The 24,891-nt window shown below is 54.2% G+C and carries 17 protein-coding genes; 13 read left to right on the top strand and 4 right to left on the bottom strand.

Features of this window, described 5'->3' with window-relative positions; genetic code table 11:
• The first annotated feature begins 2 nt into the window (after positions 1-2).
• The 13 genes from B5E77_RS13945 (at position 3) to araD (ending at position 19,280) form a co-directional block, all read left to right on the top strand.
• Positions 3-1,562 (top strand): DUF6382 domain-containing protein, encoded by a 1,560-nt coding sequence (locus B5E77_RS13945; RefSeq protein ID WP_162609708.1) that lies wholly within the window; start codon positions 3-5, stop codon positions 1,560-1,562.
• Positions 1,559-2,317 carry a PP2C family protein-serine/threonine phosphatase gene (locus B5E77_RS13940; RefSeq protein ID WP_087165964.1) on the top strand — a complete coding sequence of 253 codons (759 nt, stop codon included), beginning with the start codon at positions 1,559-1,561 and terminating at the stop codon, positions 2,315-2,317. The genes B5E77_RS13945 and B5E77_RS13940 overlap by 4 nt, the downstream gene beginning before the upstream one ends.
• A gap of 76 nt (positions 2,318-2,393) precedes the next feature.
• Complete coding sequence (locus B5E77_RS13935; RefSeq protein ID WP_087166011.1) at positions 2,394-4,130, top strand: serine/threonine protein kinase; 1,737 nt, start codon at positions 2,394-2,396, stop codon at positions 4,128-4,130.
• Positions 4,131-4,134: 4 nt separating this feature from the next.
• Entirely contained in the window at positions 4,135-4,527 is a 393-nt protein-coding gene (locus B5E77_RS13930) for a hypothetical protein (protein WP_087165963.1), read from the top strand.
• A 17-nt stretch (positions 4,528-4,544) separates the two neighbouring features.
• A complete protein-coding gene (locus tag B5E77_RS13925; protein ID WP_087165962.1) occupies positions 4,545-11,927 on the top strand; it encodes an Ig-like domain repeat protein in 7,383 nt (2,460 codons plus the stop codon).
• A 215-nt stretch (positions 11,928-12,142) separates the two neighbouring features.
• The gene (ulaG, locus tag B5E77_RS13920; protein WP_087165961.1) at positions 12,143-13,246 is read left to right on the top strand and encodes an L-ascorbate 6-phosphate lactonase; all 1,104 of its coding nucleotides are present in this window, start codon (positions 12,143-12,145) and stop codon (positions 13,244-13,246) included.
• 59 nt (positions 13,247-13,305) lie between these two features.
• On the top strand, positions 13,306-13,773 hold the full coding sequence (locus B5E77_RS13915; protein ID WP_087165960.1) for a PTS sugar transporter subunit IIA: 468 nt from the start codon (positions 13,306-13,308) through the stop codon (positions 13,771-13,773).
• 46 nt (positions 13,774-13,819) lie between these two features.
• Positions 13,820-15,310: a PTS ascorbate transporter subunit IIC gene (locus tag B5E77_RS13910; RefSeq protein ID WP_087165959.1), complete on the top strand. Its 1,491-nt coding sequence runs from the start codon at positions 13,820-13,822 to the stop codon at positions 15,308-15,310.
• Positions 15,311-15,347: 37 nt separating this feature from the next.
• Positions 15,348-15,644, top strand: a complete 297-nt coding sequence (locus B5E77_RS13905; protein WP_087165958.1) for a PTS sugar transporter subunit IIB — start codon at positions 15,348-15,350, stop codon at positions 15,642-15,644.
• Positions 15,645-15,740: 96 nt separating this feature from the next.
• The gene (locus B5E77_RS13900) at positions 15,741-16,499 is read left to right on the top strand and encodes a DeoR/GlpR family DNA-binding transcription regulator (RefSeq protein ID WP_087165957.1); all 759 of its coding nucleotides are present in this window, start codon (positions 15,741-15,743) and stop codon (positions 16,497-16,499) included.
• A 9-nt stretch (positions 16,500-16,508) separates the two neighbouring features.
• Positions 16,509-17,555: a hypothetical protein gene (locus tag B5E77_RS13895; protein WP_087165956.1), complete on the top strand. Its 1,047-nt coding sequence runs from the start codon at positions 16,509-16,511 to the stop codon at positions 17,553-17,555.
• 35 nt (positions 17,556-17,590) lie between these two features.
• On the top strand, positions 17,591-18,439 hold the full coding sequence (locus B5E77_RS13890) for an L-ribulose-5-phosphate 3-epimerase (protein WP_087165955.1): 849 nt from the start codon (positions 17,591-17,593) through the stop codon (positions 18,437-18,439).
• 145 nt (positions 18,440-18,584) lie between these two features.
• Positions 18,585-19,280, top strand: a complete 696-nt coding sequence (gene araD / locus B5E77_RS13885) for an L-ribulose-5-phosphate 4-epimerase (RefSeq protein WP_087165954.1) — start codon at positions 18,585-18,587, stop codon at positions 19,278-19,280.
• Positions 19,281-19,763: 483 nt separating this feature from the next.
• Here the strand turns inward: araD and eno are convergent, their stop codons facing one another.
• From eno to B5E77_RS13865, 4 genes are all read right to left on the bottom strand, one after another.
• A complete protein-coding gene (gene eno / locus B5E77_RS13880; RefSeq protein ID WP_087165953.1) occupies positions 19,764-21,062 on the bottom strand; it encodes a phosphopyruvate hydratase in 1,299 nt (432 codons plus the stop codon).
• Positions 21,063-21,179: 117 nt separating this feature from the next.
• A complete protein-coding gene (locus B5E77_RS13875) occupies positions 21,180-23,648 on the bottom strand; it encodes a CotH kinase family protein (protein WP_087165952.1) in 2,469 nt (822 codons plus the stop codon).
• Positions 23,645-24,313, bottom strand: coding sequence for a YigZ family protein (locus B5E77_RS13870; protein ID WP_087165951.1), 669 nt, complete (start codon positions 24,311-24,313; stop codon positions 23,645-23,647). The genes B5E77_RS13875 and B5E77_RS13870 overlap by 4 nt, the downstream gene beginning before the upstream one ends.
• A gap of 11 nt (positions 24,314-24,324) precedes the next feature.
• Positions 24,325-24,633, bottom strand: coding sequence for a DUF6514 family protein (locus B5E77_RS13865; protein WP_087165950.1), 309 nt, complete (start codon positions 24,631-24,633; stop codon positions 24,325-24,327).
• Positions 24,634-24,891: the final 258 nt, after the last annotated feature.

Below are 24,891 nucleotides of genomic sequence, written 5' to 3'. Positions count from 1 at the left end.
GCATGGGATTTATCTATGAGACACAGGGAAACATCACATTTCTGGTCTATGAGCTGTCCAGGGACGAAGGCCTGGAGCCTATGACTATGGGGATGATGGAAAACAACCGGATAGAAGGAATTATTCCGGCCGTCTATACACAGATAGACGAGAGGCGGCTTTTGAAATATAACGTATCTGCCAGGGTAAGCCTGAAGCAGTACTTCTCCGGAAGCGTGGCAAAGCGGCAGATGCTGGGAATTCTGTTCAGCCTTGTATCTGCTTTTCTGGCGGCTGAGGAATATATGCTGGAACCGAAATTCTTTGAGCTGGATCCGGAATGGATCTTTGTGGATGTGAGCCGCGTGAAGGCCGGCATGATCTGCCTTCCGGTGGAAAAGGAGGAAGAGGAGGATGAGCAGGTACGCCTGGACGAATTTTTCAAGCAGCTGGTATTCGGTGTCCGCTTTGACACAGCAGAGGACAGCGGCTATGTAGCGAAGCTGATAAGCTTTCTGAATGGCGGAAGGACCTTTTCCCTGCAGGAACTTCAGAAGCTTTTGAAGGAGCTGATGAAGGAAGAGAACGCTCCCTTCGCAGCGGAAAGGCAGCCTCAGGCCTCTACGTCCGGGCCGAAGGCTCTGGCGCGGCAGGGAGAAAACAGAGGATCTGGAGGGGCTCTCCAGACTGGCTCCGCCGGGGCCCTGAGTTTGTCCCGGCCAGACACCAGCCCTCAGCAGGTAGTCCGGCCCGAGACAGGCCAGCCGGGAGAAATGCCCGTTCAGGGCATTCCCGACCAGGATGTTTCCGTTCAGGGCATTCCCGGCCAGCCGAGGACCGTCCCGGCAGAACTCCGGACGCCTGTGGGACAGGCAGAGCAGGGAAAAAAGCAGAAATTCAGCCTGTTTGGCTCGAAAAAGGAGAAGGCCCAGAAGCAGGAAAAACCGGTAAAGGAAAAGAAAGCTAAGGAAAAGCCTGTGAAGGAGAAAAAATCTCTGTTTGGCGGAAAGAAAAAGGAAAAGGACTCTCAGCCGTCTTATGCGGCTGTCGGCTTCCAGGTACCAGGACAGCCGGTTGTCATGCCCCAGGCAGGCTCCTCTGCTTCTGTGGGGCATGCAGGAGCTCCTGCGCCTGGACCGCAGGCTGCTGCCCGGAGCGGAATGCAGAATTCGTCCGGCTCCAGGCAGCCGGTGAGAACGGTTCCGGGAAACTTTGGCTCTACTGTAGTCCTGAACGGAGGAGAATCCGCAGGAACAGTCGTGCTTTCCGCACAGCCGGATCTCCATCCCAGAGCCTGGCTTCTGCGGGTAAGAAATTCTCAGCGGATGTATCTGGACAAAAATGTGGTGCGCATGGGCAGCGACCAGTCCTATGTGGATCTGGTGATTCCGGACAACAGAGCCGTGAGCAGGAGCCATGCGGATATCCTCTGCCAGGAGGACGGCTACTATGTCCGCGACAACAATTCGACCAACCATACCTATCTGAACGGACAGGCGGTGGCTCCCGGACAGCTGGTCAGGCTGGAGGACGGCGCAAGGCTCCGCCTTGCGGATGAGGATTTCGAGGTGCATCTGACATGAATTTTTTCTATTCTTATGAGACGGACAGGGGAAACGAAAAGACGGAAAATCAGGATTCCATCCTGCTGAAGAGGGCCGGGGACGGGCAGAACCATTACTGCATCGCCGCTGTCTGCGACGGTATGGGCGGTCTTGCCCGGGGGGAGGCCGCCAGTGCCCGGGTGGTGCGCTGCCTTGCGGATTGGTTCGAACGGGAATTCCCGGGACTGCGCAGGGATGAGGCGCGTCTCGGAGAATCCCTCTGCGGGCTTCTGGTTCGGGAAAATGAGCGAATTCGCGCATACGGGGAACACTACGGCGTGCGTATGGGAACGACAGCCACGGTGCTGCTGCTCACGGCGGGGCGGTATTACATTGCCCATGTGGGAGACAGCCGGGTCTATGAGATAGGACAGGAGATTCGGCAGCTGACGGAGGATCACACACTCGTGGCCCGGGAGATACGCCAGGGCCTGCTCCGCCCGGAGGAGCTGGAGAGAGATCCGAGGCGCAATGTGCTGCTTCAGTGTGTGGGAGCCTCTGATTCAGTACAGCCACAGCTTCTGAGCGGTGATCTGCTGGAGGGAGCAGTCTATCTTCTGTGCAGCGATGGACTGCGGCACGAGCTTTCTGCCTGGGAACTTCAGGAGCAGCTTTCTCCGGCAGGAATCACAGACGCCGGAGTTCTGAAGCAGAGGCTCGGATATCTGACGGCACTGGCTATGTCCCGCGGAGAAAGAGACAATATCAGTGCGCTGGCTGTCCGGACTTTTTAAGCTTTGGCTGGAGACTGCCGGAAGGCCTGTGTGGAGCGGAAAAGCCGAAAAAGACAGAGGGAGGAAAAAACCTGTCATGCTGGAAATAGGTTCTCTGATAGACGGAAAATACAAAATACTGAATCAGATTGGAAAAGGCGGCATGAGTGTCGTCTATCTTGCGATTAATGAAAAAGCGAACAAAACCTGGGCGGTCAAGGAGGTGCGCAAGGACGGCGTACAGAATTATGAGGTGGTCCGCCAGGGGCTGATCGTGGAGACGGATCTTCTGAAAAAGCTGAAGCACCCGAATCTGCCCAGCATCATTGACGTCATAGACGAGGATGACACCTTCCTGATTGTTATGGATTATATAGAGGGAAATTCCCTGGAGACGCTTCTGAAGGAGGAAGGAGCCCAGCCTCAGGAACAGGTGATTTCCTGGGGAAAGCAGCTCTGTGATGTGCTGGGCTATCTGCACAGGCAGAAGCCCCCGATCATTTACCGGGATATGAAGCCTTCCAACGTGATGCTCAAATCAGATGGTACTGTGACCCTGATTGATTTCGGAACAGCCCGGGAATTCAAGGAGAGAAGCAGCAGGGATGATACCGTCTGCCTGGGGACGCCGGGCTATGCTGCACCGGAGCAGTGGGGCGGCAGCGGACAGACGGATGCCCGGACAGATATTTACTGCCTGGGCGCGACGCTTTACCACCTTCTGACCGGGCATAATCCTTCTGAGCCGCCCTATGAAATCTATCCAATCCGGCAGTGGAATCCCGGCCTCTCTTCGGGACTGGAAGCTGTCATTCTCAAATGTACTCAGCGGGATCCCGGCGAAAGATATCAGAGCTGCGAGGAGCTTTACTATGCTCTTGAGCACTATGGCGAGCTGGATGAAAAATACCGGAGACAGCAGAAGAGGAGAGCCGGCCTGTTTGCGGCGGCCCTGTCTCTGTCACTGATTTTCGGCACGACTGCTCTGGCAGCAGGAAATATGGAACGGGGGCTCACGGCAAATACCTACCAGTCGCTGATGGCCGACGCCCGTTCCGGAGCTACAAAGGAAGAGCAGATCCGACTCTGTGAACAGGCAGTCAGCCTGGAGCCGGGAAGGGCGGATGGGTACCTGGAGCTTCTGGAGCATGTATTCCTGACGGCGGAGAACGGAGCGGTCAGCCTGGACAGAGAGGAGGACGAGGAGCTGCGGAGCCTTCTGGGACGGACTGACGCGGAAGGAAGGACGTATGAGAGTCTTCTAAAAGAAAACGCAGAGGAATACGGCAGGCTGGCCTATGAGCTGGGACTGGCCTATTACTACTATTATGAGACAGAAGGGAATAAAACCTATGCGGTGAAGTGGCTGGATGCTGCGGCACAGTCTCAGACCCTTCCGGGAAAGGAAAGAGTGCGCGCCGAAAGGCTGGGAACCATAGCCGGATATTATACGCAGATTGGCCTGATAGACAAGGCGGGTGATTCTACGGTCTCCTATCTGGACTACTGGAATCAGCTTACAGAGCTCACGGCAGGCAACCTGGTGGATGAGGACAATGCCATGACAGCCCTGCGCATGTACCAGGAGCTGGCCGGCCAGCTGTACACCCGGGCGCCGGAGTTCGCGGCTGCCGGGGTGAGCAGAGAACAGATGAAGGAGCAGCTTGCGGGGATCCGGAAGCATCTTCAGACAGATTTCCTGGAGGTGGATCTGAAGGAGCAGGGCCTGGAGGAAATGGAGCAGAGCCTGGAGCAGCTTACCGCACAGGCAGAGGAGCAGGTAGATGCAGTATTCAGCCAGCCGCAGGCGCTGGCGGAGCATGAGGGGGTGTAGCGGGATGAACCATGCGGAAAATGCAATCGCGATGTACCATCAGATTTTTCTTGTGAGTGCCGTGCTGGCTGTGCTGTGCCTGACGCTGGCTGTGGCGCTGTTTTTTGTTTTCCGGATTCCCGGAACGATAGGGTATCTGAGCGGAAAAACGGCGAAGCGTTCCATAGAGAGGATGAAACAGGGCGGCTTTTCCAGTTCTGCCGGTCAGGCGCCGGCTGCGCCGGGGACAGGGCGGTCAGCGCCTGCGGCCCAGGCTGTCCGCGGCAGAGAGACGCTTCCGCTGGGCCGCCGGAATATGCCGGAATATGCCGGCGGGAGTGAGACACTCCCTCTTGGAAACGATGGATTTCAGATCGAAGAAGAAATTCTGGTGACGCATACGGACGAAACGATCTAGGCTGGGAGGAGAAAGTGATGAAAGCAGGAAAGGGATACAGGGCGCTGGCTGCGGTGCTGGCCATACTTCTGCTGCTGCAGGCGGCCGGGGCCGGAGAGGTCCGGGCGGAAGAAATCCCGGAGGTTTCTGCGGGTACGCAGAATGTGTCGGGAGGAGAATCAGAAGGCGGAGAAGAGCCGGGCGGAGAAGAACCGGAAGAGGAGAAACCAGACGGAGAGGAACCGGAAGAGGAGAAACCAGACGGAGAGGAACCGGCTGAGGAAAGCTTTGAATTCAGCTTGTCGGCGGAGCTGGATGCAGAGGAGGGAGCGGTCATCACCGCGGGGGACCGCCTCACTGTCCGGGCGGCGGTGGCTGCCAGGGATTCGGATGGTGAGGAGAGTCCTTATGCGCTTTCCCTTTTGGGTGTGGAAAATTTCAGCGCAGACCTTTCGGATGTCAGCCGCGCAGAAGTTCTGGCGGACAGCATGACATATGAGATCTCCGGGGATGGCAGCGAGGGTATCCTGACGGTCGGTGTGCAGTTACAGCAGAACGCGGCGGAAGCCGGAGAGCCCTTAAGTATCACGATCTCTCTGTCTTACGGAGGGGAAGGAGATGCTGAGGGACAGACAGTCTCTGATTCTGTGGAAATCACAGGTATCCGGGAGCCGGAGCCCCCTGACACTGCCGCGCCGGTCTGGCTGGAGGGAAGCAGCCTGTCCGTTGCGGACGCGGAGAGCGGAGAACAGCTTTCCGTGGAGAATACGGGAGACATCCCGGCGGTCTATACCGGCGGAGAGATGGGAGTTATCATTACGCTTCCCGCAGCGCAGGATGGGGAGACGGGCTCCGGAATTTCCGGATATTTTTACACGGTGGATGCTGAGTACGCGGAGGGAGGAGCGGCAGAGAAGCAGCCGGTCTCCGGCGGCAGCCTGATCTTTGCGGAGAGCGGAACGCACACGCTGTATTTCTATGCAGAGGATAAGGCGGGAAATGTCTCTGCTCCCCTGGCGGCCAGTATCGTGAGCGATCAGGATGGTCCCTCTGTGGAGACAGTGGGCAGGACAGTGGAAGAAGGCGTATGGACCAGCCAGCTCTATCAGATTGAGCTGAAGGTTTCTGATGAAAACGGCGTGAAGGCTCTGAGCTACTATATCCAGGAGCAGGACGGGGAGGGCAGCGTGCCGGAATACAGCGCGGAGACTATGGCAGCGGAAGGACAGGAGGCCGCGTATTCTCCTGAGCAGGAGATCTGGAGCATCACGCTTCCGGAGGAGGATTTCTGCGGCAGTGTCTACATCTGCGCCCGGGATATGGCCGGAAATGAAACCGTGCAGAAGGTAAAGGGAATCTGCGTGGACCGGACAGATCCGGTTATCAGCGTACAGTGGAGGACTGCGGATGGAACGGCAGTCGATCTCTCGGAGCCGGGAGCTTATTATCAGAGAGGCGAAAGCCTGACTGCGGTGATCTCCATCCAGGAAAGGAATCTGGATCCGGACAGCACCTGTATTTATCTGACGGCTGTGGACGGACAGGGAAATCCGGCCGGCACAGAGGCGGAGAATATCAACGGGAAGACCTGGGGCTGGCTTGCGGAAAGGTACGGCGTGGCGGAGGAAAACGGCGCCAGTGTCCTGACCCTGAGCCTGTCCGGGGAAGCGGCCTATACGCTGTCTGCCGAGGCGGCGGACAGAGCCGGAAACAGGGCAGAGGCCGGGAAGACAGAGATACTTCTGGACCGTTCCCCTGCAGCCTTCGAGCTCCTTGACAGGACAGCAGAAGAGAATGAATGGACAAATGAGGAAAGTTACCGGATCACCTTCCGGCTGACGGATGAGAGCGGCACAGTGGGCGTAAGGTATTATGTGCAGAAGCAGCAGGCGGACGGAACAGTCCCGGCCTACAGCGGAGAGACGATGCAGAAGGAAGGCCGGGAGCTGAGCCCGGGCCAGGACGGGAGCTATACCGTCACGCTTTCCGAAGAGGATTTCCGGGGATGCGTTTATATTTCCAGCCGTGATGCTGCGGGAAATGAAGGAACGGAGACGGTGGGCGGCATCCGGATAGACGGAATCGATCCGGACACGGAGAATCTGTATTTCGAATACGAGGCGGACACAGACACAGGCGTATGGGACAGCTTCTGGAACGGCGTGTTCGGGGAGGAGGCGATCACGGTGAAGGTATATGTCCGGGATCTGGGCAGCTTTCCATCAGGCATCGCTGAGCTTTCCTTCCGGTGCGGAGGCCAGGATTTTACGGTAAGCAGCTTTGGGGAAGCGTCCCTGACGGCGGAGCAGGTGAAGGATCCTGCGGCTGCGGGGCTCTATCAGCTGGCAGAGGTGTCCCTGGATGTGAAAAAGGATAAGCTGGAGGATCAGCTTCTGGAAATCACGGACCTGAAGCTGAAGGATCTGGCCGGAAATACGGTGGAAGGGGAAGCAAAGCTCCTGGAGGGCGGCCATACCCTGATTATAGACAGGACAGCGCCGAAGCTGACAGTGAAGGCGGAGAGCGGGTACCGGAATGGCTTTCCCGCGGATGAGCGCTGGTATTTTAAGGACGCCGCCGTCTTCCGACTGACGGTGGAGGAGAAATGGTTTGATCAGGTGAAGGACCGCCTGCACCTGGAGCTGGCAGAAGGAGAGACAAGGACGCCGGATACCGGATTTGGAGCGGCCATGAAGGCAGAGGATCCGGAGAAGGGAATCTACGAAACTGTATATACGCTGACGGAGGAGGGCAGCTGGCAGCTGCGGATCGGAGCCTATCCGGAGTTTTCCGGGACGGAGCCTTCAGAGCCTTCGGAAGGAACGGGGGAGGCTGCAGGGTACGATACGTCTGTTCTCGGGGGCTTCTCGGATCCGGCCGGGAACCTGATGACAGGCGGAGAGAATACGGAGGTTCAGAGCGGAGTGTATACCGGGCCGCAGATCGTGATTGACAAAACTGCGCCCGAGGCGGGCCTGCAGTGGAAGGACGCGGACGGCCGGCCCTTTGATCCTGCGGAATCCGGCTCGTATTACCAGAGCGGAGACGGGCTGTCTGTGACGCTGGCCGTAAAGGAGCTGTATCTGGACACAGAGGACACGAGGATCTGGCTGGAGGCGCGGGATGGCTCCGACGCGGCGGTTTCCTGTGAAGAGGTGCAGAAGCTGAACGGGAAGAGCTGGGAAGAGCTTTCCAGGCAGTACGGTGGTACGCATGAAAACGGAGTCTACACGCTGACACTGCCATTTTCCACAGAGGCGGCCTATACGCTGTCCGTACTGGCAAAGGACAAAGCCGGAAACGAAGCGGAGACGCTGAGTACAGCGGTGTTTCTGGACAGAAGTCCTGTCCGGTATGAGCTGATGGCCCGGACGGCCGGAGAGGGAGTATGGACAAATGCGGAGGACTATGAGCTTTCGTTCCGCCTGGCGGACGAGTCTGGAACAGAGTCTGTAAAATATTATGTGCAGGTTCAGGCGGAGGATGGGACTGTGCCGGGCTTTGATCTGGAGACACTGAATCAGAAGGGACAGGAGCTGAAGCCGGAGAAGGATGGAACGTACCGCATCGTGCTGCACGAGGAGGATTTTCAGGGAAGCGTCTACATCCGCACCCGGGATCGGGCCGGAAATGAGAAGACAGAGGAGATAAAGGGAATTTTTATAGATGGGAAGGATCCGGATCCCACCCATATCTATTTTGGGTACGAAGCAGCGGAGGAGCAGGGGCTGCTTCACCAGATAGCCAACACCATATTCGGAAAAACTGCGATCCGGGTGAAGATTTACGCGAGAGATCCGGGAACCTGTCCATCCGGGATCCGGAGGCTTGTTTTTACTTACGCGGAGAAAAAATATACGCTGACGGAGTCTTTGCCGGTGACGCTGGAGGCTCAGGGCTCTGTAGAGGGAGGGGAATATCAGCTTTTTGAGCAGCTCCTGAATGTAAGAGACAGTGAACTGGAGGAAGAAAAGCTGCGCATTACAGAGCTTGTGATGACAGACGGAGCGGGAAATGCCGCGGAAGCGGAGGAAGCCGCGCTGGCGAATGGCAGCATTCTCATCATTGATACGACTGCGCCGCGGCTGGGCGTGAGCACAGAGGCAGAGCATCTGGAGGGCTATGAAAATGATGAGTCCCTGTACTATGCCGGCAGTGTCCCCTTTGACCTGACTGTATCAGAGCGGTATTTTTCCTATGTACAGGACAGGATGCATCTGGAGCTGGAAAAGGACGGAAGGCTGACTGCAGATACGAAGCTTGGGCGCACGCTTACGGCGGCCTCGGCTGAGGATGAAAGAAATGGGCTGTACCGGGGGCAGTATCTGCTGACGGAGGAGGGAGTCTACCGGTTCCGGATCGGCTCCTGGCCGGAGGCCGGAGCCGGGGGCTATGACACATCTGCCGCTCTGGGAGCCTTTTCGGATGGAGCCGGGAATATTCTGGAGGGCCTGGGAGACACGGCTGTGACAGAGGGCTTCTATATGAGCCCGGTGATTATCATTGACAGGACTGCACCGGAGGTGTCGTTCCGCTGGCTGGACGCAGAGGGTCAGGAAATCAGCGGGGAGGAGGATTATTACCAAAGCGGGGAATTCCTCACACTGGAGCTGGCTGTGGCCGAGCCGAACCTGGATATGGAGGCTACCCGTCTCTGGCTGGAAGCGGCGGATATCCGTGGCGCTCAGGTGCCCTGCGGGGAGGTGGACAGCCTGAACGGGAAGACCTGGGCGGAGCTTTCGGAAGACCTGGGCGGAACCTTCGAGGACGGTGTGCACAGGCTTACCCTGAGGCTCGAGACAGAGGCTCATTATACATTGAGCATGGAGGTACGGGATAAGGCAGGCAATTACGCCTCTTTCACCGGGCAGGAGCAGGATCACAGGCTGGATCTCGGAAGCTGCTGCCTGGACCGTACAGCTCCGGAGCTGGCAGACTGGTATGACAGCCAGGGAAAACCGGCGGGAGACATCACTTATGAAGCAAAGGAACAGAATTTCATTGAAAAGCTCATAAACGGCGTGACATTCGGGTGCTTCTGCAAGCCTGAAATGACGGTCCGCATGCAGGCCAGGGATCTGGTCAGCGGAGTGGGCGAGCTCTGGTACAGGTATGAGGTCTATTATGAGGACGGAGAGACAGGGAAGACCGTGGAAGGAACAGCGTCTCTTCAGAATGGCATGCTGAAGCGGGACGGGGCAGACCCGTCGGTCTGCTTCATGGAAATCACTCTCCCGGAATCCTTCCGGGGAACCTTTACGGTCCGTGCCGCTGACCGGGCAGGCACAGCCATGCCAGGAAGCGTGACGACCAGAGGAATCGTCTCCGAGACGACCGCGATGCATGAGAAGACCTCCTCAGCGGAGGTGTCCGTGGTGGACGGAACAGCCAAAAGAGAAGGCTTTTACCGCGGAGATGTGACAATTCAGTTCGTGATGAAGGACGGCTTTTCCGGAATCCGGAACGCCTTCTATCAGGCGGGAAGCCAGGAGGAGCGGCAGAGCTTCGAGGAGAAAGGCCGGGAGATCGTCACAGAGCTGAGCTACAGAATGACCATCCGTGCCTCGGAAAATAACCGGAATGAGATCCCGATACAGGGGATTCTGACAGATTTTGCAGGCCATACAGCCGGAACAGCAGGAATGCCTGAGGTACACATTGATACGGTGGCTCCGCAGGTGTCTGTAAGCTGGGACAACGAGGAGGTTCTGAATGAGAAATATTATAAGGCAGACCGTACGGCGCTGATTACAGTGACGGAGCGGAACTTTGATCCGGAGGATGTGCAGCTTGAGATCACCGGCATGGACACGCCGGGGCTGTCCTGGAGCCATCACGGAGGCGGAGGCTGCTCCGGATCCGGGGATCCATACGATCTGGGGCATACAGACAGCTGCAGCTGGACGGCGGAGGTGGTCTTCGATCAGGACGGCGAGTACAGCTTTGGCTTTTCCTGCCGGGATTCTGCGGGAAATGAAGGCGGCTATGGAGAGACAGAGGAATTCGTGATAGACAAGACAGCTCCCGTACTCTCGGTCAGCTGGAACGGCGGCAGTGCCTTGAACGGAAATTACTACGGGGAAGCGCGCTCCGCTCAGATTCTGATTACAGAGAAAAACTTCAGGGAAGAGGATGTGATCGCGGAGACCACGGCCACAGACAGAGGACAGAGAATCGCCGCGCCCCGGATTTCGGGCTTCTCAGGAAACGGTGATGAGCACCGGGCGTTGGTGGATTTCGATTACGACGGCGTCTTTATGATGGAGCTTCAGTATACGGATCTGGCCGGAAATGAGGCAGAGATCTATACGGAGGAGGAGTTTGTGGTGGATCTGACAGCTCCTGAGGCAGATTTTTTTGATATCGAGAACCACTCAGCGAACAACGGCACAGTCGCTCCCGGACTGCGGATTGCGGATACCAATTATGACATGGAGGGAATCCAGGTACAGCTTCTGGGAAGCGGCGGAGGACTCCGTGAAATGCCGTTTTCAAGGAGCGCCGGCGCGGACGGCGTCACTCTGAAATGGAGAGATTTCGAACATGTGCCGGAAAATGACGACCTGTACCGGCTTACCGCCAGCATCACAGATCTGGCTGGAAATGTGACGGAGACAGAGCTCCTGTTTTCTGTGAACCGCTTCGGCTCTGTCTATGTGCTGGATGCGGCCACGGAGCAGCTGGCTGGAAGGAATGGTTCCTATTATACAAGCCAGGAGCAGGATATCGTGATCGAGGAATATAATGTAGACACGCTGGAGTTCGGTGAGGTCTCCTACAGCCGGGACGGACAGGTAGTCATGCTGCAGGAGGGACGGGACTATACGGTCACGGAATCCGGCGGCGAGGACTCCTGGAAAACCTATCGGTATCAGATTGCGGCGCGTAATTTCAGTGGAGAGGGCACATATGTGGTGACGGTGTATTCAAAGGACAGGGCGGAAAATGTCTCCAGCAACCGCATCAAGGAAAAGAGCATAGAATTCGCTGTTGACAAGACCACTCCCAGCGTCGTGGTGACAGGCGTGGAGGACAACGGACGGTACCGCAGCGACAGCCGGGAAATCCGGATAGATATACAGGATAATATTGCTCTCAGCCAGGCGGAGATCTGGATCAACGATGAAAAGCAGGCCTCCTTTGATCGGGCACAGCTTCAGGAGAGCCGGGGACAGCTTGTCTTCCGGGTGCCGGGGAGCGGGGACTGGCAGACGCTGATGGTGCGGGCGGAGGATGAAGCGGGAAACCGGCAGGAGACAGAAGAGCTGCGATTCCTTGTCACCTCCAGTGCGTGGATTCAGTTTGTGCGGAATGGAAGAGCCATGACAGCCTGCGTCTGTGGTGGGCTGGTTCTGATTCCCGGCTGTATCCTTATAACAGTGCACAAAAAGAACAAGCAAAAACATTCAAAACAATCATAAACTAAAATCCGGCTGTGCAAAATGCCGGATTTTAGTTTACATAAACATATAAATAGGGGGTTTTGCTTGTTGGATAACACGAAATTATCAAAAAGCACATAAAATGAACATAAAACGCATGAAACAATCGTAAAAATGTTTGCAAGTCAATTGCTGCTCGGTTACAATAGAACCATAAGGAACTGAAAATCATTTTTAAGAAAGGAAGAACAGATATGTCGAAGATTGACGAAATCACAAGAGACAGCTGGATCATGAGTACCTTCCCGGAGTGGGGGACCTGGCTCGTGGAAGACATTGAGAACGAGGTCGTGGCTCCGGGAAACGTAGCCATGTGGTGGCTGGGCTGTACCGGCATCTGGTTCAAGACCCCGGGCGGGGCAAACATTACAATTGACCTCTGGTGCGGCAACGGAAAGAGGACCCATGGCGACAACAAGATGAAGCCGGGGCATCAGATGGCAAATATGTGCGGCGGCCGCCTGATGCAGCCGAACCTGCGTAATGTTCCGTTCGTAATTGATCCGTTTGCATTCAAACAGGTAGATGCGGTTCTGGCGACGCATTATCATCAGGATCATATGTCTGCAGAGTGGGCGGCACACGTAATTAAGAGCGGCATGACCACCACCGATGAGAATGGAAAGGAGATTCCTGTTCCATTCATCGGACCGAAGAAGTCCGTAGAGACCTGGATGAAATGGGGAGTTCCGGCAGACCGCTGCATTACGGTAAAACCGGGAGACACGATCAAGATCAAGGATATTGAGATTGTTGCTCTTGACAGCTTTGACCGTACCTGTATCGTGACCACGGACGACACCAGTGAGAACAGAGAAGAGCTGACCGGCGTATGCCCGACAGATATGGATGACAAGGCAGTGAACTACTTGGTGAAGACACCGGGCGGCAACATTTATCACTCCGGCGATTCTCATTTCTCCATTTACTTCGCAAAGCATGGAAAGGACTATGATATTGACGTGGCGTTCGGCTCCTTTGGCGAGAATCCCATCGGCATGCAGGATAAGATGACATCTATCGACGTGCTGCGCATGGCTGAGAATCTGCAGTGCAAGGTAGTCGTTCCGATTCACTGGGATGTGTGGACCAACTTCCAGGCGGACTGCGAGGAGATTAAGCTTCTGTATGATTTCAAGAAGGACCGCAACGAGTATAAGTTCCATCCGTTCTTCTGGCAGGTGGGCGGAAAGTACACCTACCCGCAGGATAAGGATAAGATTTATTATCATCACAGAAGAGGATTTGAGGACTGCTTCGAGCATCCGCAGAATATTCCGTTCCGTTCCTGCCTGTAATCATTAAAATTTCACCGGTCTGTCCGGAGCTCCCGGACAGACGGCGGTAAGGAGAAGATATGTTAAGAGAATTCGTGGAAAAAAAGCATTATCTGTTCGCTGAGGAAGCTAAGGACTGGGAAGACGCCATTATTATGAGCTGCCGCTCCCTGGAGGCGGATGGAACTGTGGAACCCAATTACGCTCATGACATTGTAGAGTGCGTGCGTAAATATGGACCTTATATTGTGATTATGCCGAATGTCGCGATGCCCCATTCCCAGGAAGGAGCAGTGGGAGTCAATAAGACGGCTATCGGCTTTATGAAGCTGGAGAAACCGGTCAGCTTTGACCCGGAGGATCCGGAGAAGGACGCTCAGCTGTTTTTCACGCTGGCTTCCTGCAATCCGGAGCAGCATCTGAACAATATGATGCGCCTTTCGGAAATGCTGATGAACGAGGAACTGGTGGCGGAGCTTCTGAAGGCAAAGGGACCCGAGGATCTTCTGAGGCTTCAGGAGAAGTATCTGGACGGTAAAGAGAGCTGATCTTTTCCGGACGAAACACGAGAGGGAAAAACTGGAGGAAAAGTGTATGAATTTTTTAATGGACGCTTGGTCGTATTTTGCTACTAATATTTTACAGCAGCCGGCATGGATGATTGGCCTGATTGTACTGATTGGCTATATCCTGCTTAAGAAACCCTGGTATGATGTGCTGGGAGGCACTCTGAAGGCTGTCATTGGATACATGATTCTGGCCGTAGGCTCCAGCGGACTGGTAAATAACTTCCGTCCGGTGCTGGTAGGCCTTGGAGAGCGTTTTAATCTGGACGCTATGGTTATCGATCCGTATTTTGGACAGAACGCAGTTACCGCAGGCGTGGAAGAGACATTCGGAAAGCCGTTTTCACAGGTCATGATTCTTCTTCTGCTTGCGTTTATCATCAATATCGTGCTGGTTCGTTTCCGCAAGCTCACGAAGCTTCGTTCCCTGTTTACCACGGGCCATGTACAGGTACAGCAGGCGTCTACCGCTTACTGGCTGATTCTGTTCGCGCTGCCGGGACTTCTGACAAACAACACTGCCCTGCTTCTTGTTATGGCTGTCGTGCTTGGTCTGTACTGGGCGGTAGGCTCTAACCTGACTATCAAGCCGACCCAGGAGCTGACCGACGGCGCAGGCTTCTGTCTTGGACACCAGCAGATCATGGGTGTGGCGCTGTTCTCCTGGATTGCCGGAAAATGGCATGAGCATGACGTTAAGAAGGGCAAAAAGGCATCCAAAAAGATTGAGGATATTGAGCTTCCGGGCTTCATGGCCATCTTTAATGAGAACATGGTATGTACGGCGCTTCTGATGACCCTCTTCTTTGGAATTATCCTTCTGCTTCTGGGACGCGATTACCTGACAGAGGCAGGGTTCATGACAGAGGGAGCAAGCTTCCTGTTCTACATATTAAATACATGCTTTAACTTCGCTGTATATCTGGCAATTCTGCAGCTTGGCGTACGTACCTTTGTAACAGAGCTGACGAATTCCTTCCAGGGTATTGCAAACAAGCTGCTGCCCGGCTCCATTCCGGCTGTTGACTGTGCGGTATCCTATGGCTTCGGTTCTCCGAATGCGGTTCCCATCGGCTTCCTTGCAGGAGCGGTAGGACAGTTCCTGGCTATCGGAGCTCTGATTCTTCTGAAGAGCCCGGTACTTGTAATCGCAGGATTCGTACCTGTTTTCTTTGACAACGCGACCATTGCGGTGTATGCTAATAACAGAGGTGGTTTGAAGGCGGCTATCGTCCTTCCGTTTATCTCCGGTCTGTGCCAGGTATTTGGCTCGGCATTTATCGCAAGCTGGGTAGGCATGGCTGCATACGGCGGATACCTTGGAATGTGGGACTGGGCGGTTGTATGGCCGGTATTCACAGTTCTGATGAAGTATTTAAGCTATGCTGGTCTGGCAATTGTAATCATTGCGCTGATTGCGATTCCGCAGATTCAGTACAGACTGGACAAGGATGGATATTTCCTGATGACAGAGGACTGGGAGGCTTACAAGGAGCTTAAGTCCAAGAAGGCTGAATAAAACTGCTTTAATTTCATAAGTATTGGAGGAAGATAAGATGCTGAACATTTTGGTATGCTGCGCAAATGGCGCCGGAACAAGTCTGATGATGAAGATGACTGCTGAGAAGGTGATCAAATCTCTGAACATTAAGGTCGGAAAGCTGCATCACTGCTCTCTTTCCGAGGGAAAGAGCGCTGCGACTCAGTTTGATATCGTGTTCTGCCCGCTGAACTTTATTTCCATGTTCAAGGATGCAGAGGCAAAGGGCGTACATGTAATCGGCCTGAAAAACGTAATGTCTCAGGCTGAGATGGAAGAGAAGCTGAAGGAGTCTGGAATTCAGCTGAATTAAACCACAGATCGGGAAGGTTCTTCCTCAGGTCCGGAAGGCCTGAGGAAGAACCTTCTTTTATCTTACTCTACATTTCAGCAGAAAGGAGCGACCGGCATGAAAGCGAGCCGTTCGATTGTAAACAGCCGGAGAGAAAGGATTCTTGAGACTGTCCGCAGTGAAGGCGATGTGACAGTCAATACGCTTGCCGAACAGCTTCAGGTGTCGCCGCTGACGATTCGCAGGGATCTGCAGTATCTGGAGGAGCATAAGCTTTTAGAACGCTTCTATGGAGGAGCGCGGACAGGAAGCGCGGAAGAGACCCGGAAAAACAGCCGGGAGCTCCGCAAGGAAAGGATAGCCCGTTACGCGGCCAGCCTTGTGGAGGAAAAGGACAGCATTTTTATCAATACCAGCTCTACGGCGGTTGCCATGGTGAAATATATTACCAGCCGCCACGTCACAATCATTACAAACAATGGAAATATTATAAATGAAGAAAATCCCTCTCAGGCGACCATCATTCTTTTGGGCGGTGAGCTCCGCTATACGAAGGGAGCAATGGTAGGGGATTTTACCAGAAATAATCTGGCTCAGGTTACGGCAAAAAAATGTTTTATGGGATGCAGCGGCCTAAGCCCTGATTTGGGCATGACGACCGAAATGGTCAGCGAAGTAAATCTGAACCAGATGATGTTTGAACGCGTCACTGGATCCTCGTATATTCTGGCGGACAGCTCCAAATTTGGGGAAAAGATTGGATGCGTGTCTTGCCCGCCGGAGAAAATAGAGAATATTATAACGGATTCGGAGGCTCCGGCTGAAATGGTCCGGAGATTCCGGGAGTCCGGAACCTGGGTATATCAGGTAGATTAGGAGACGGAAATGAAAGTAAATAAAATAAAAACTCATGAACTGGAAAAATGCTATGCGATCAGCCCGCTGACCTATAACGGCGCGGAGCATATTCTGATCGCGGCGGAGAAGGTGAATAAATGCCTTTTGTTTGATCTGGATGGAAATCTGGAGGAGACTGTATGGGAGGAGCCGGGCGGAACCATGAGCATGGTGCAGGTCCCCGGAAGCAACGGACAGTTCCTTGCCACCCATAAATTCTATTCGCCCAACGATTCCAAGGAGGCGAAGCTTGTCCTGGTGACTCCAAAGGCAAAAAATAACTGGGAGGTAAAGACCCTCGTGGATCTGCCCTTCGTACACCGTTTTGACATTCTGACCAGCGGCGGCGTCAACTATATTATCGCCTGCGCGCTGAAATCAGACCATGAATATAAGGACGACTGGAGATTCCCGGGGAAGATCTGGGTAGGCGTGCTGCCTGAGGATTTGAGCGGAGTCGACGAAGAGCATCAGATAGAGCTGACCGTGCTGAAGGACGGCCTTCTGAAAAACCACGGTTACTGCCGTGTAGAAGAGGAAGGCGGCATGTGGGCTGCTGTAGCTGCCGACAACGGAATCTTCAAAGTGGTTCCCCCTGCGCAGAAGGGCGGAGAGTGGAGCTTAGAGACGCTGACGGAGGACGCTGCCAGCGATATGACCTTCGCGGATTTTGACGGAGACGGCGAGCTGGAGATGCTGGTGATGACTCCCTTCCACGGTGAAATTATCAAAATCTATAAAAAAGTGGACGGAAAATATACCTGCATCAAGACCTTTGATAAGCCGTATGAGTTTGCTCACGGCATCTGGGGAGCGGAGATTTTCGGAAAAGGCGCTGCTATCATCGGCCACCGCAAGGGTGAGCGCGATCTGCTGGCCTGCACCTATGACGGCAGCGACTACGTGATGGAGGTTCTGGATCACGATGTAGGACCGGCCAATGTGCGTGTCTATGAAAAGCCTGGAAAGGTAGGCCTGGTATCCACAAACCGTGAGATCGATCAGATTGCATTCTATGAGATTGAGAGCCTGTAGGAAATTTCCCGAAAGGCGGAAGGAAAGGAAGCAGAATGAAAGCATATACCATTGGATTATATGAAAAGGCCATGCCGAATACTCTGACCTGGAAGGAAAAGCTGGAGGCGGCGAAGGAGGCAGGCTACGATTTCGTGGAAATCAGCATCGATGAGACCGATGAAAAGCTTTCCCGTCTGGAATGGACGAAGGAAGAGCGCCTGGAGCTCGTAAAGACCATGTATGAGGTAGGGCTCCCGATTCGCAGCATGTGCCTGTCCGGCCACCGCAAGTATCCCATCGGAAGCAGCGATCCGGCCACCTGCGCCCGCGGCATGGAGATTATGGAAAAGGCCATTCAGCTGGCGGATGACCTGGGCGTGCGCATCATCCAGCTGGCAGGCTACGACGTATATTATGACGAGTCCACGCCGGAGACGGTGGCGCGTTTTGGAGAGAACCTGAAAAAAGCGGTTCACATGGCAGCGAGGGCTGGAGTTCTCATGGGCTTTGAAACGATGGAGACCGAGTTTATGAACACCTGCGCCAAGTCCATGAAATATGTGGACGCAGTGGGCTCTGTCTACTTAAATGTGTATCCGGACAGCGGAAATATCAACAACGCGTCCCTGACCTACGGGACCGATGTGCTGGAGGATCTGCGCAGCTGCGCCGGCCATGTGGTGGCCATGCATCTGAAGGAAACGGTTCCCGGAAAATTCCGTGATATGATGTACGGGGAGGGGCAGGTGGATTTCCCGGCTATGATCGATACGGCCTGGGAGATCGGCGTACGCCGTTTTGTGACAGAATTCTGGTACCTGGGCAAGGAAGACTGGAAGGCAGATCTTCACTTTGCCTGCGGCGCCATGAGAAAGCTCCTGGATCAGAAAACAGACGTCTGAAAAAGGATTTCATATTTTCCTTGAAGGAAATGGCTGCAGACTGTAAAATATAGTCACAGGACTCTGAGGACAAAGCGTCTGTCCAAGGAAGGCCGGTATATTGAGAGTGTGATTGGGGGAGGCCCGGTCAGGAAGGAGAAATAACATGTTAGAGGAACTGAAAAAGAAGGTATATGAAGCCAATATGGAGCTTCCGAGGAGAGGACTTATCACCTACACCTGGGGAAACGTCAGCGGCATCGACCGTGAGAGCGGCCTGTTTGTCATCAAGCCCAGCGGCGTAGAGTACGATCTCCTGAAGCCGGAGGATATGGTAGTCATCGACCTGAACGGAAACAAGGTAGAGGGAGATTACAACCCGTCTTCCGATACCCCGACCCATCTGGAGCTTTATAAGGCGTTTCCGAAGATCGGAGGCGTGGTACATACGCATTCTCCGTGGGCGACCTCCTGGGCGCAGGCAGGACGCAGCATTCCCTGCTACGGAACGACTCACGCAGATTATTTCTACGGGGAGATTCCCTGCGCGAGAAGTCTGACGGCGGAAGAGATAAACGGTGAGTACGAGAAGAACACAGGCCTTGTCATCGTTGAGACCTTCCAGGGCAGGGACCCGATGCATATTCCGGGCGTGCTCTGCACAAACCACGGGCCGTTTACCTGGGGAACCGACGCTGCCAATGCCGTACACAACGCGGTTGTGCTGGAAGAGGTGGCGAAGATGGCTTACCGTACCGAGTCCCTGAAGCCCGGCGTGGCTCCGGCTCCGCAGGTGATTCAGGATAAGCATTTCCTGAGAAAGCATGGGGCGAATGCTTATTACGGACAGATAAAGAAATAAAAAATAAATTCACGGGACGCCCCTGTGGGGTTTCTGTATCCTGTGTTCGGACATTCCACGGACGGCTGTATGCTTCCGGACGGACTAAAAAGCAGTCCGCCTGAATCATACAGCCGTTCGCGGAAAGCCGGACACTGGGATATCAGAAACCCCACAGGGGCTGTTTCGTGAAAGTGTTTTAATATACTATCGCCAAGGGAGTGTATATGGTCAGAATGAATTGCAAATGTGGTCATGTTTTAAGCACAACACAGGTGCCAATTGATATTCAGCTGCGTGTATATACGGATAGAGAATAGGAGGCTTTTTCAACCGACAGCAGAGGCTTCTTCTGAATTCACGCGTCCGGCCTCTTCGCGGACTGGTGTGGGATTCCGGCGGACTGCTTTTTAGTCCGTCCGGAAGCACACGCCTGTCCGTGAAGGGACGAACGGCGGAATCAGAAGAAGCCTCTGCGTCCATTTGAAGCAAGATTTTGGTTCCTTAACTTCTCTTTATGCGGAAAGCATTTATCCCGGGATACACAGCCGCCGCGCCCAGCTCTTCCTCAATACGCAGAAGCTGGTTGTATTTCTCCACACGCTCAGAACGGCTCGGCGCGCCCGTCTTGATCTGGCAGGTGTTTAAGGCCACGGCCAGATCGGCGATGGTGGTGTCGCCGGTCTCTCCGGAACGGTGTGAGGCGATAGCAGTGTATCCGGCCTTGTGCGCCATTTTGATGGCTTCCAGCGTCTCGGATACGGAACCGATCTGATTGAGCTTAATCAGGATAGAATTGCCGCAGCCAAGCTCGATTCCTCTGGAGAGGCGCTCTGTATTGGTTACAAAGAGGTCGTCGCCTACGAGCTGTACCTTGCCGCCGAGCTCTTTTGTGAGCAGCTGCCAGCCTTCCCAGTCATCTTCGTCGAGAGCGTCTTCGATGGAGATGATCGGATATTTTTCCACGAGCTGCTTCCAGTGCGCGATCAGGGATTCGGAGGTAAAGCGGGTTCCGGCCTTCGGAAGAACATATTCCCCTTTTTTGCTGCCCTTCCACTCGCTGGAGGCGGCGTCCATAGCCAGCATGAAGTCTTTGCCCGGCTCATATCCTGCCTTTTCTACAGCATTCAGGATATAGGAGATGGCTTCCTCGTCGCTGGCGAGGTTGGGAGCGAAGCCGCCCTCGTCTCCTACGGAGGTAGCAAGCCCTTCAGATTTGAGAATGGCTGCCAATGCGTGGAAGACCTCGGCGCACCAGCGTAAGGCTTCCCGGAAGCTGGGGGCGCCTGCAGGCATGATCATAAATTCCTGTACGTCGACCGTATTGGCTGCGTGCGCGCCTCCATTCAGAATATTCATCATCGGGACCGGAAGGCGGTTACCGGAGACGCCGCCAAGAAAGCGGTAAAGAGGAATGTCGAGAGAGATAGAAGCGGCCCTTGCTGTGGCGATGGATACGGCAAGAATTGCGTTCGCGCCAAGCTTTGACTTATCCTTTGTGCCGTCAGCCTCGATCATGGCCTGATCGACGGCGTAGATATCAGAGGCGTCCATGCCGGTGACGGCTTCACTGATGACGGTGTTGATATGCTTTACAGCCTTTGTGACGCCTTTGCCGAGATACCGGGCCTTGTCGCCGTCACGGAGCTCCAGGGCTTCGAATTCCCCGGTAGACGCGCCGCTGGGCGCGGCTCCGCGGGCTGCGCTGCCGTCGGCGAGCGTCACCTCGGCTTCTACCGTAGGATTTCCTCTGGAGTCCAGAATTTCTCTTCCGATGACCTTTTCAATCTGTAAATAATCCATGGTGATGTTCTCCTTCCATTTTTCTGGCAGAGCACCCCGGGAAGTCAATGCGCCGGAAACTGCCATTCAGGATTATTATTGACAAAAAATATCAATCTCATAAATGGAAAGAGAAAACTATTGTTCATCGTATACAGCCTGGATCCGGGTGTCGCCCTCGAGCTGTACCTGGATTTCGCTGTCGCTTTCATTCCCCTGCATGATCGTCCCGCCTTCGATTTCCCAGCGGATAAACTCGAAGCCTTCCTGCTCCGGAGCGGTCAGCGTCACGGGGTAATCTGTGTAGTACTGCCCCTGCCAGTCCCCGGAGGACAGGTCAAGCTCCAGCGTATTTAAGGCCAGTTGGCTTCCGTCCTCTACAGACAGGGTAAGGGTTACGAGCTCTCCTGTCAGTCCAAAATGTTCCGCAAGACAGGGGACAATAGAATCATAGCGGTTTTCGAAAAAGACGCGCAGCTCCTCTATCTGCTCGGAAAAGGTTTTGTCCTGAGGATTTGTGTTCCAGCGTTCCCAGCTTTTATCAGCCCAGGAGACGTACTGCGCTTCGATTTCGTCCAGAAGCGAAAGCACGCGGTCCGCCCGGAAGTTTTCGTTTGCCATATCCATAAAGGTCAGGACGAACTGGCGGCAGAACTCCTCATTCTTCATCAGAGCCGGCATGGGCTTGTCGTCCAGATAACCGGAAGGCGCGTAGCCGGCGTGCTCGATAAAGGAGTCCATGGTATAGGCTTCTCCATTTTCCACGGCGCTGCCGACAGCGAGAGAGTCGTCCAAATCATAAAGCATCCAGCGCCATTTGCCGTCGCTGTACTGAAGGCTGCCGGTGCTCTCTGTATCTGCGCCCCCGTTGTCACGCCAGGTATAGACGTTATTTTCCAGAGGCTTGCTGTCTGTGTTGGCGATATAGATATTGGTGCACATCCAGTCGATAAAGCTCTGCATATCCATCTGTTCCAGCAGCCCGGCATAGACCTCAGGGTCGTCCAGATCCTCCCGGTCCAGATAATCCCGGAGCTCCCGGTAGCTCTCAAGGCCCTCCGAATCTCCGTCGGCCACATATCTGGTATCCTTAATCAGCGTGGAGCTTTCCAGTCCTGCTCCGTAGTGTCCTTCCAGGTATTCAGAGGAATAGCGTTCCATCAGATAATACATTCCCCAGTATTCTCCGTTCAGAAATACCTGGCAGGGGATGTATTCCTGGACAGCTGCGCTGCGGTCTTCCACAAGGGAAAAGAAAAATACCTTTTTCAGAGTCTTGCTGTTGTTCAGAATCAGGCTTGGATACGAGATGTCCGTCCCGAAAAGAACCGGATCAAAGCTCTCCTTCTCATAGCGCTTCCGGGAATAGAGGGTAAAGCTTTTCTGAGGAAAGCTGCGGGATTCGTTGCCGCGGATACGGATGCCGCATTCCTGATCAAGAAGGATATCTCCATATGCGGAATACAGCTCGATATGGGCTGAGCGCTCGGAAGACAGGCCCTCCAGATAATATTGCGTATAATCCATCAGCTCGATCCAGGGAAGCTCACTGTAAATCTGTCCATTCTCCAGAGCCTCGTCATAAAGGGAGCCGCGCACGTAGATCCCCTCCTCGGAAGAAAACAGGCTGTCAGGATCTGTGACAAGGGAAAGCATTACAGCGCCGTCATAGCCTTCCTTTTCGCTGAAATCGACAAAATAGGTAGACGTCACGGTATTGCTGCGGTTTCCGTTTTCGTCAAAGGCCGCTGCCCGCACAATGACAGCCTTATCCACCGGTTCGCCGGGAACCTGGTAATTTCGATCCTCAGAGGTAATATCTTCACGCGCAGACCAGACGTTCGGAGAGGAGCTCGGATCGGTAAGGATCAGAGGCTCCGTGTACAGCATGGAATCCGCTGTGGGTTCGCTTCCGTCCAGCGTATAACGGATGGAAAGACCATCTGCAGCAGAGAGCGTGACCTCTACGCTGTCCTCGTAAAAGCCTCCCGGTGTGTGAAATACAGGCTCGTCCACAATAAGAGAAGCGGCAGAGTTGGAGGAGCCGGGAGAGGGGCGGGCTTCTGTGAAGCTGCCGCCTCCATCTGAGGCGGCGGCATAGACGGCTCCGGAGGTGATGGAAGAGGGAATATACACGGAATCAACCGTGTGCGTAGTGACTGTGCCGTTATCAGTTTCGCTGACCCAGGTAAGCAGAAGCGTTTCTTCCTCCGCCAGTCCGAAAGGTACAGAGAGGCAGTCCTCTGGCACAGAATCCCCTTCCCCCAGGGCATAGATGACGCAGTAGCCGCCCGGCTGGATCTCTCCCTCCGGAAGAGAGGCCAGCAGGGGATTGCCCGGATCGTCGGAGAGGTAAAGTCCTTCCAGGGAGACTGCCTGTTCCGTGGGATTGTAGAGCTCGATATAGTCCTCATAGATAGTGGATTCCCCCTCCTGCGTACCGGGATTGATGGTACAGATTTCATTGATGCGCAGGGAAAGGGCGGGATCTGTATAAAGGCCGTTTTGGTATTTCCAGACAAAGAAGAAGAAAAGCACCAGAAAAAGTCCCGCTGCGAAAAGGGATACCGGGAAAAGAGCGTGCCTTCTGACTGAGAAAAATTTCATTCCTCTCCCTCCTTGTCAAAAAGGATCACCTTTCCATCCTGAAGGGCATACCAGGCAAAGCTGCCCTTTGTCAAGCCGGCCTTTCCGGCGGTGCCTTCTGTGATGGAAGCGTAAAAGGAATCAAACCGGTCCTCTGGAACAAGTGTTTCCAGAAAAACAGAGTCTGTGTAAGAGGAGGACAGGATGGAGATCTGATTCTGTCCAATCAGATACTGGATTCTGCCGAGATCGGCGTAGTCAGAACGGATCTCCAGGCGCACACCTTTCTGCTTTTCCAGAATGACGGCGTGGTTCAGGGCCTCTCTCAGGGCTCCGGAATAGGCGCGGACAAGGCCTCCGGTCCCAAGCAGGGTGCCACCGAAATAGCGCGTTACGACTGCGCAGGTGTCATGAATATTTTCGCCCAGCAGTACGTCCAGCATGGGGCGTCCTGCGGTGCCGGCAGGCTCCCCGTCGTCGCTGCAGCGGGTCAGCTGATGCCGGCTGCCGATGGTAAAGGCTGTGCAGCTGTGCCTGGCGTCCCAGTACTGTTTTCTTATGTGCTCTATGAAGCTCTGCGCTTCTTCCTCAGATTTTACAGGAGCGACAGTGGCGATGAAACGGGATTTTTTTTCTACGATTTCTCCCGTTCCGCCCTGCCATGTAAAGCGGTATGATTCAGCCATTTTTGTTCCTTTCAGGAGACCTGCATGTCCTCCTTTGTCATCATGTCATCCACAATTTCCAGCAGGCATACGGGAGTAACCGCATTCCGGATAAGCTGGCGGAGCATTTTACGGGCGGAAGCCTCCGAACCGGAGACGGGCGGCGTGCTCTCCGCTTCTTCCACACCGGGGCGCCCTGCGGATGATTTTTTGATGCAGATGCGGTACAGAGGAGCGCGGGTCTGAACAGATTCCTCTTCTATGAGATAGTATTTTAAATTCAAAAGATTTCCTTTTTCATCGGTGACAGAACGCGTTTCGATTAAGAATTCCTTTTGCATGCCAGTTCCTCCATAGATTGGTTTAGGAGTATTATACAGGCAGGGAATCAAAAACACTGTCGAAAACTGTCAGGAGATAAAAAAATTCAAATGCATTATATCATAATAACAGCTTAAGAAAAACATGTGAAATTGTGAATTTTCAATTTACCCGGGAGTTTGACAGTTGAATAATCGAAAAATACCTTGCAGGCCGCATAAAACCTGCTTTTTTTGTGTCAATTTTTTTGCTTTTTAGTATGTTATTTTATGTTATTG

Origin of the sequence: Lachnoclostridium sp. An131 (assembly GCF_002160825.1) — a bacterium.
Classification (GTDB): Bacteria; Bacillota; Clostridia; order Lachnospirales; family Lachnospiraceae; genus Laedolimicola.
This window is presented reverse-complemented; position numbering and strand designations above follow the sequence as displayed.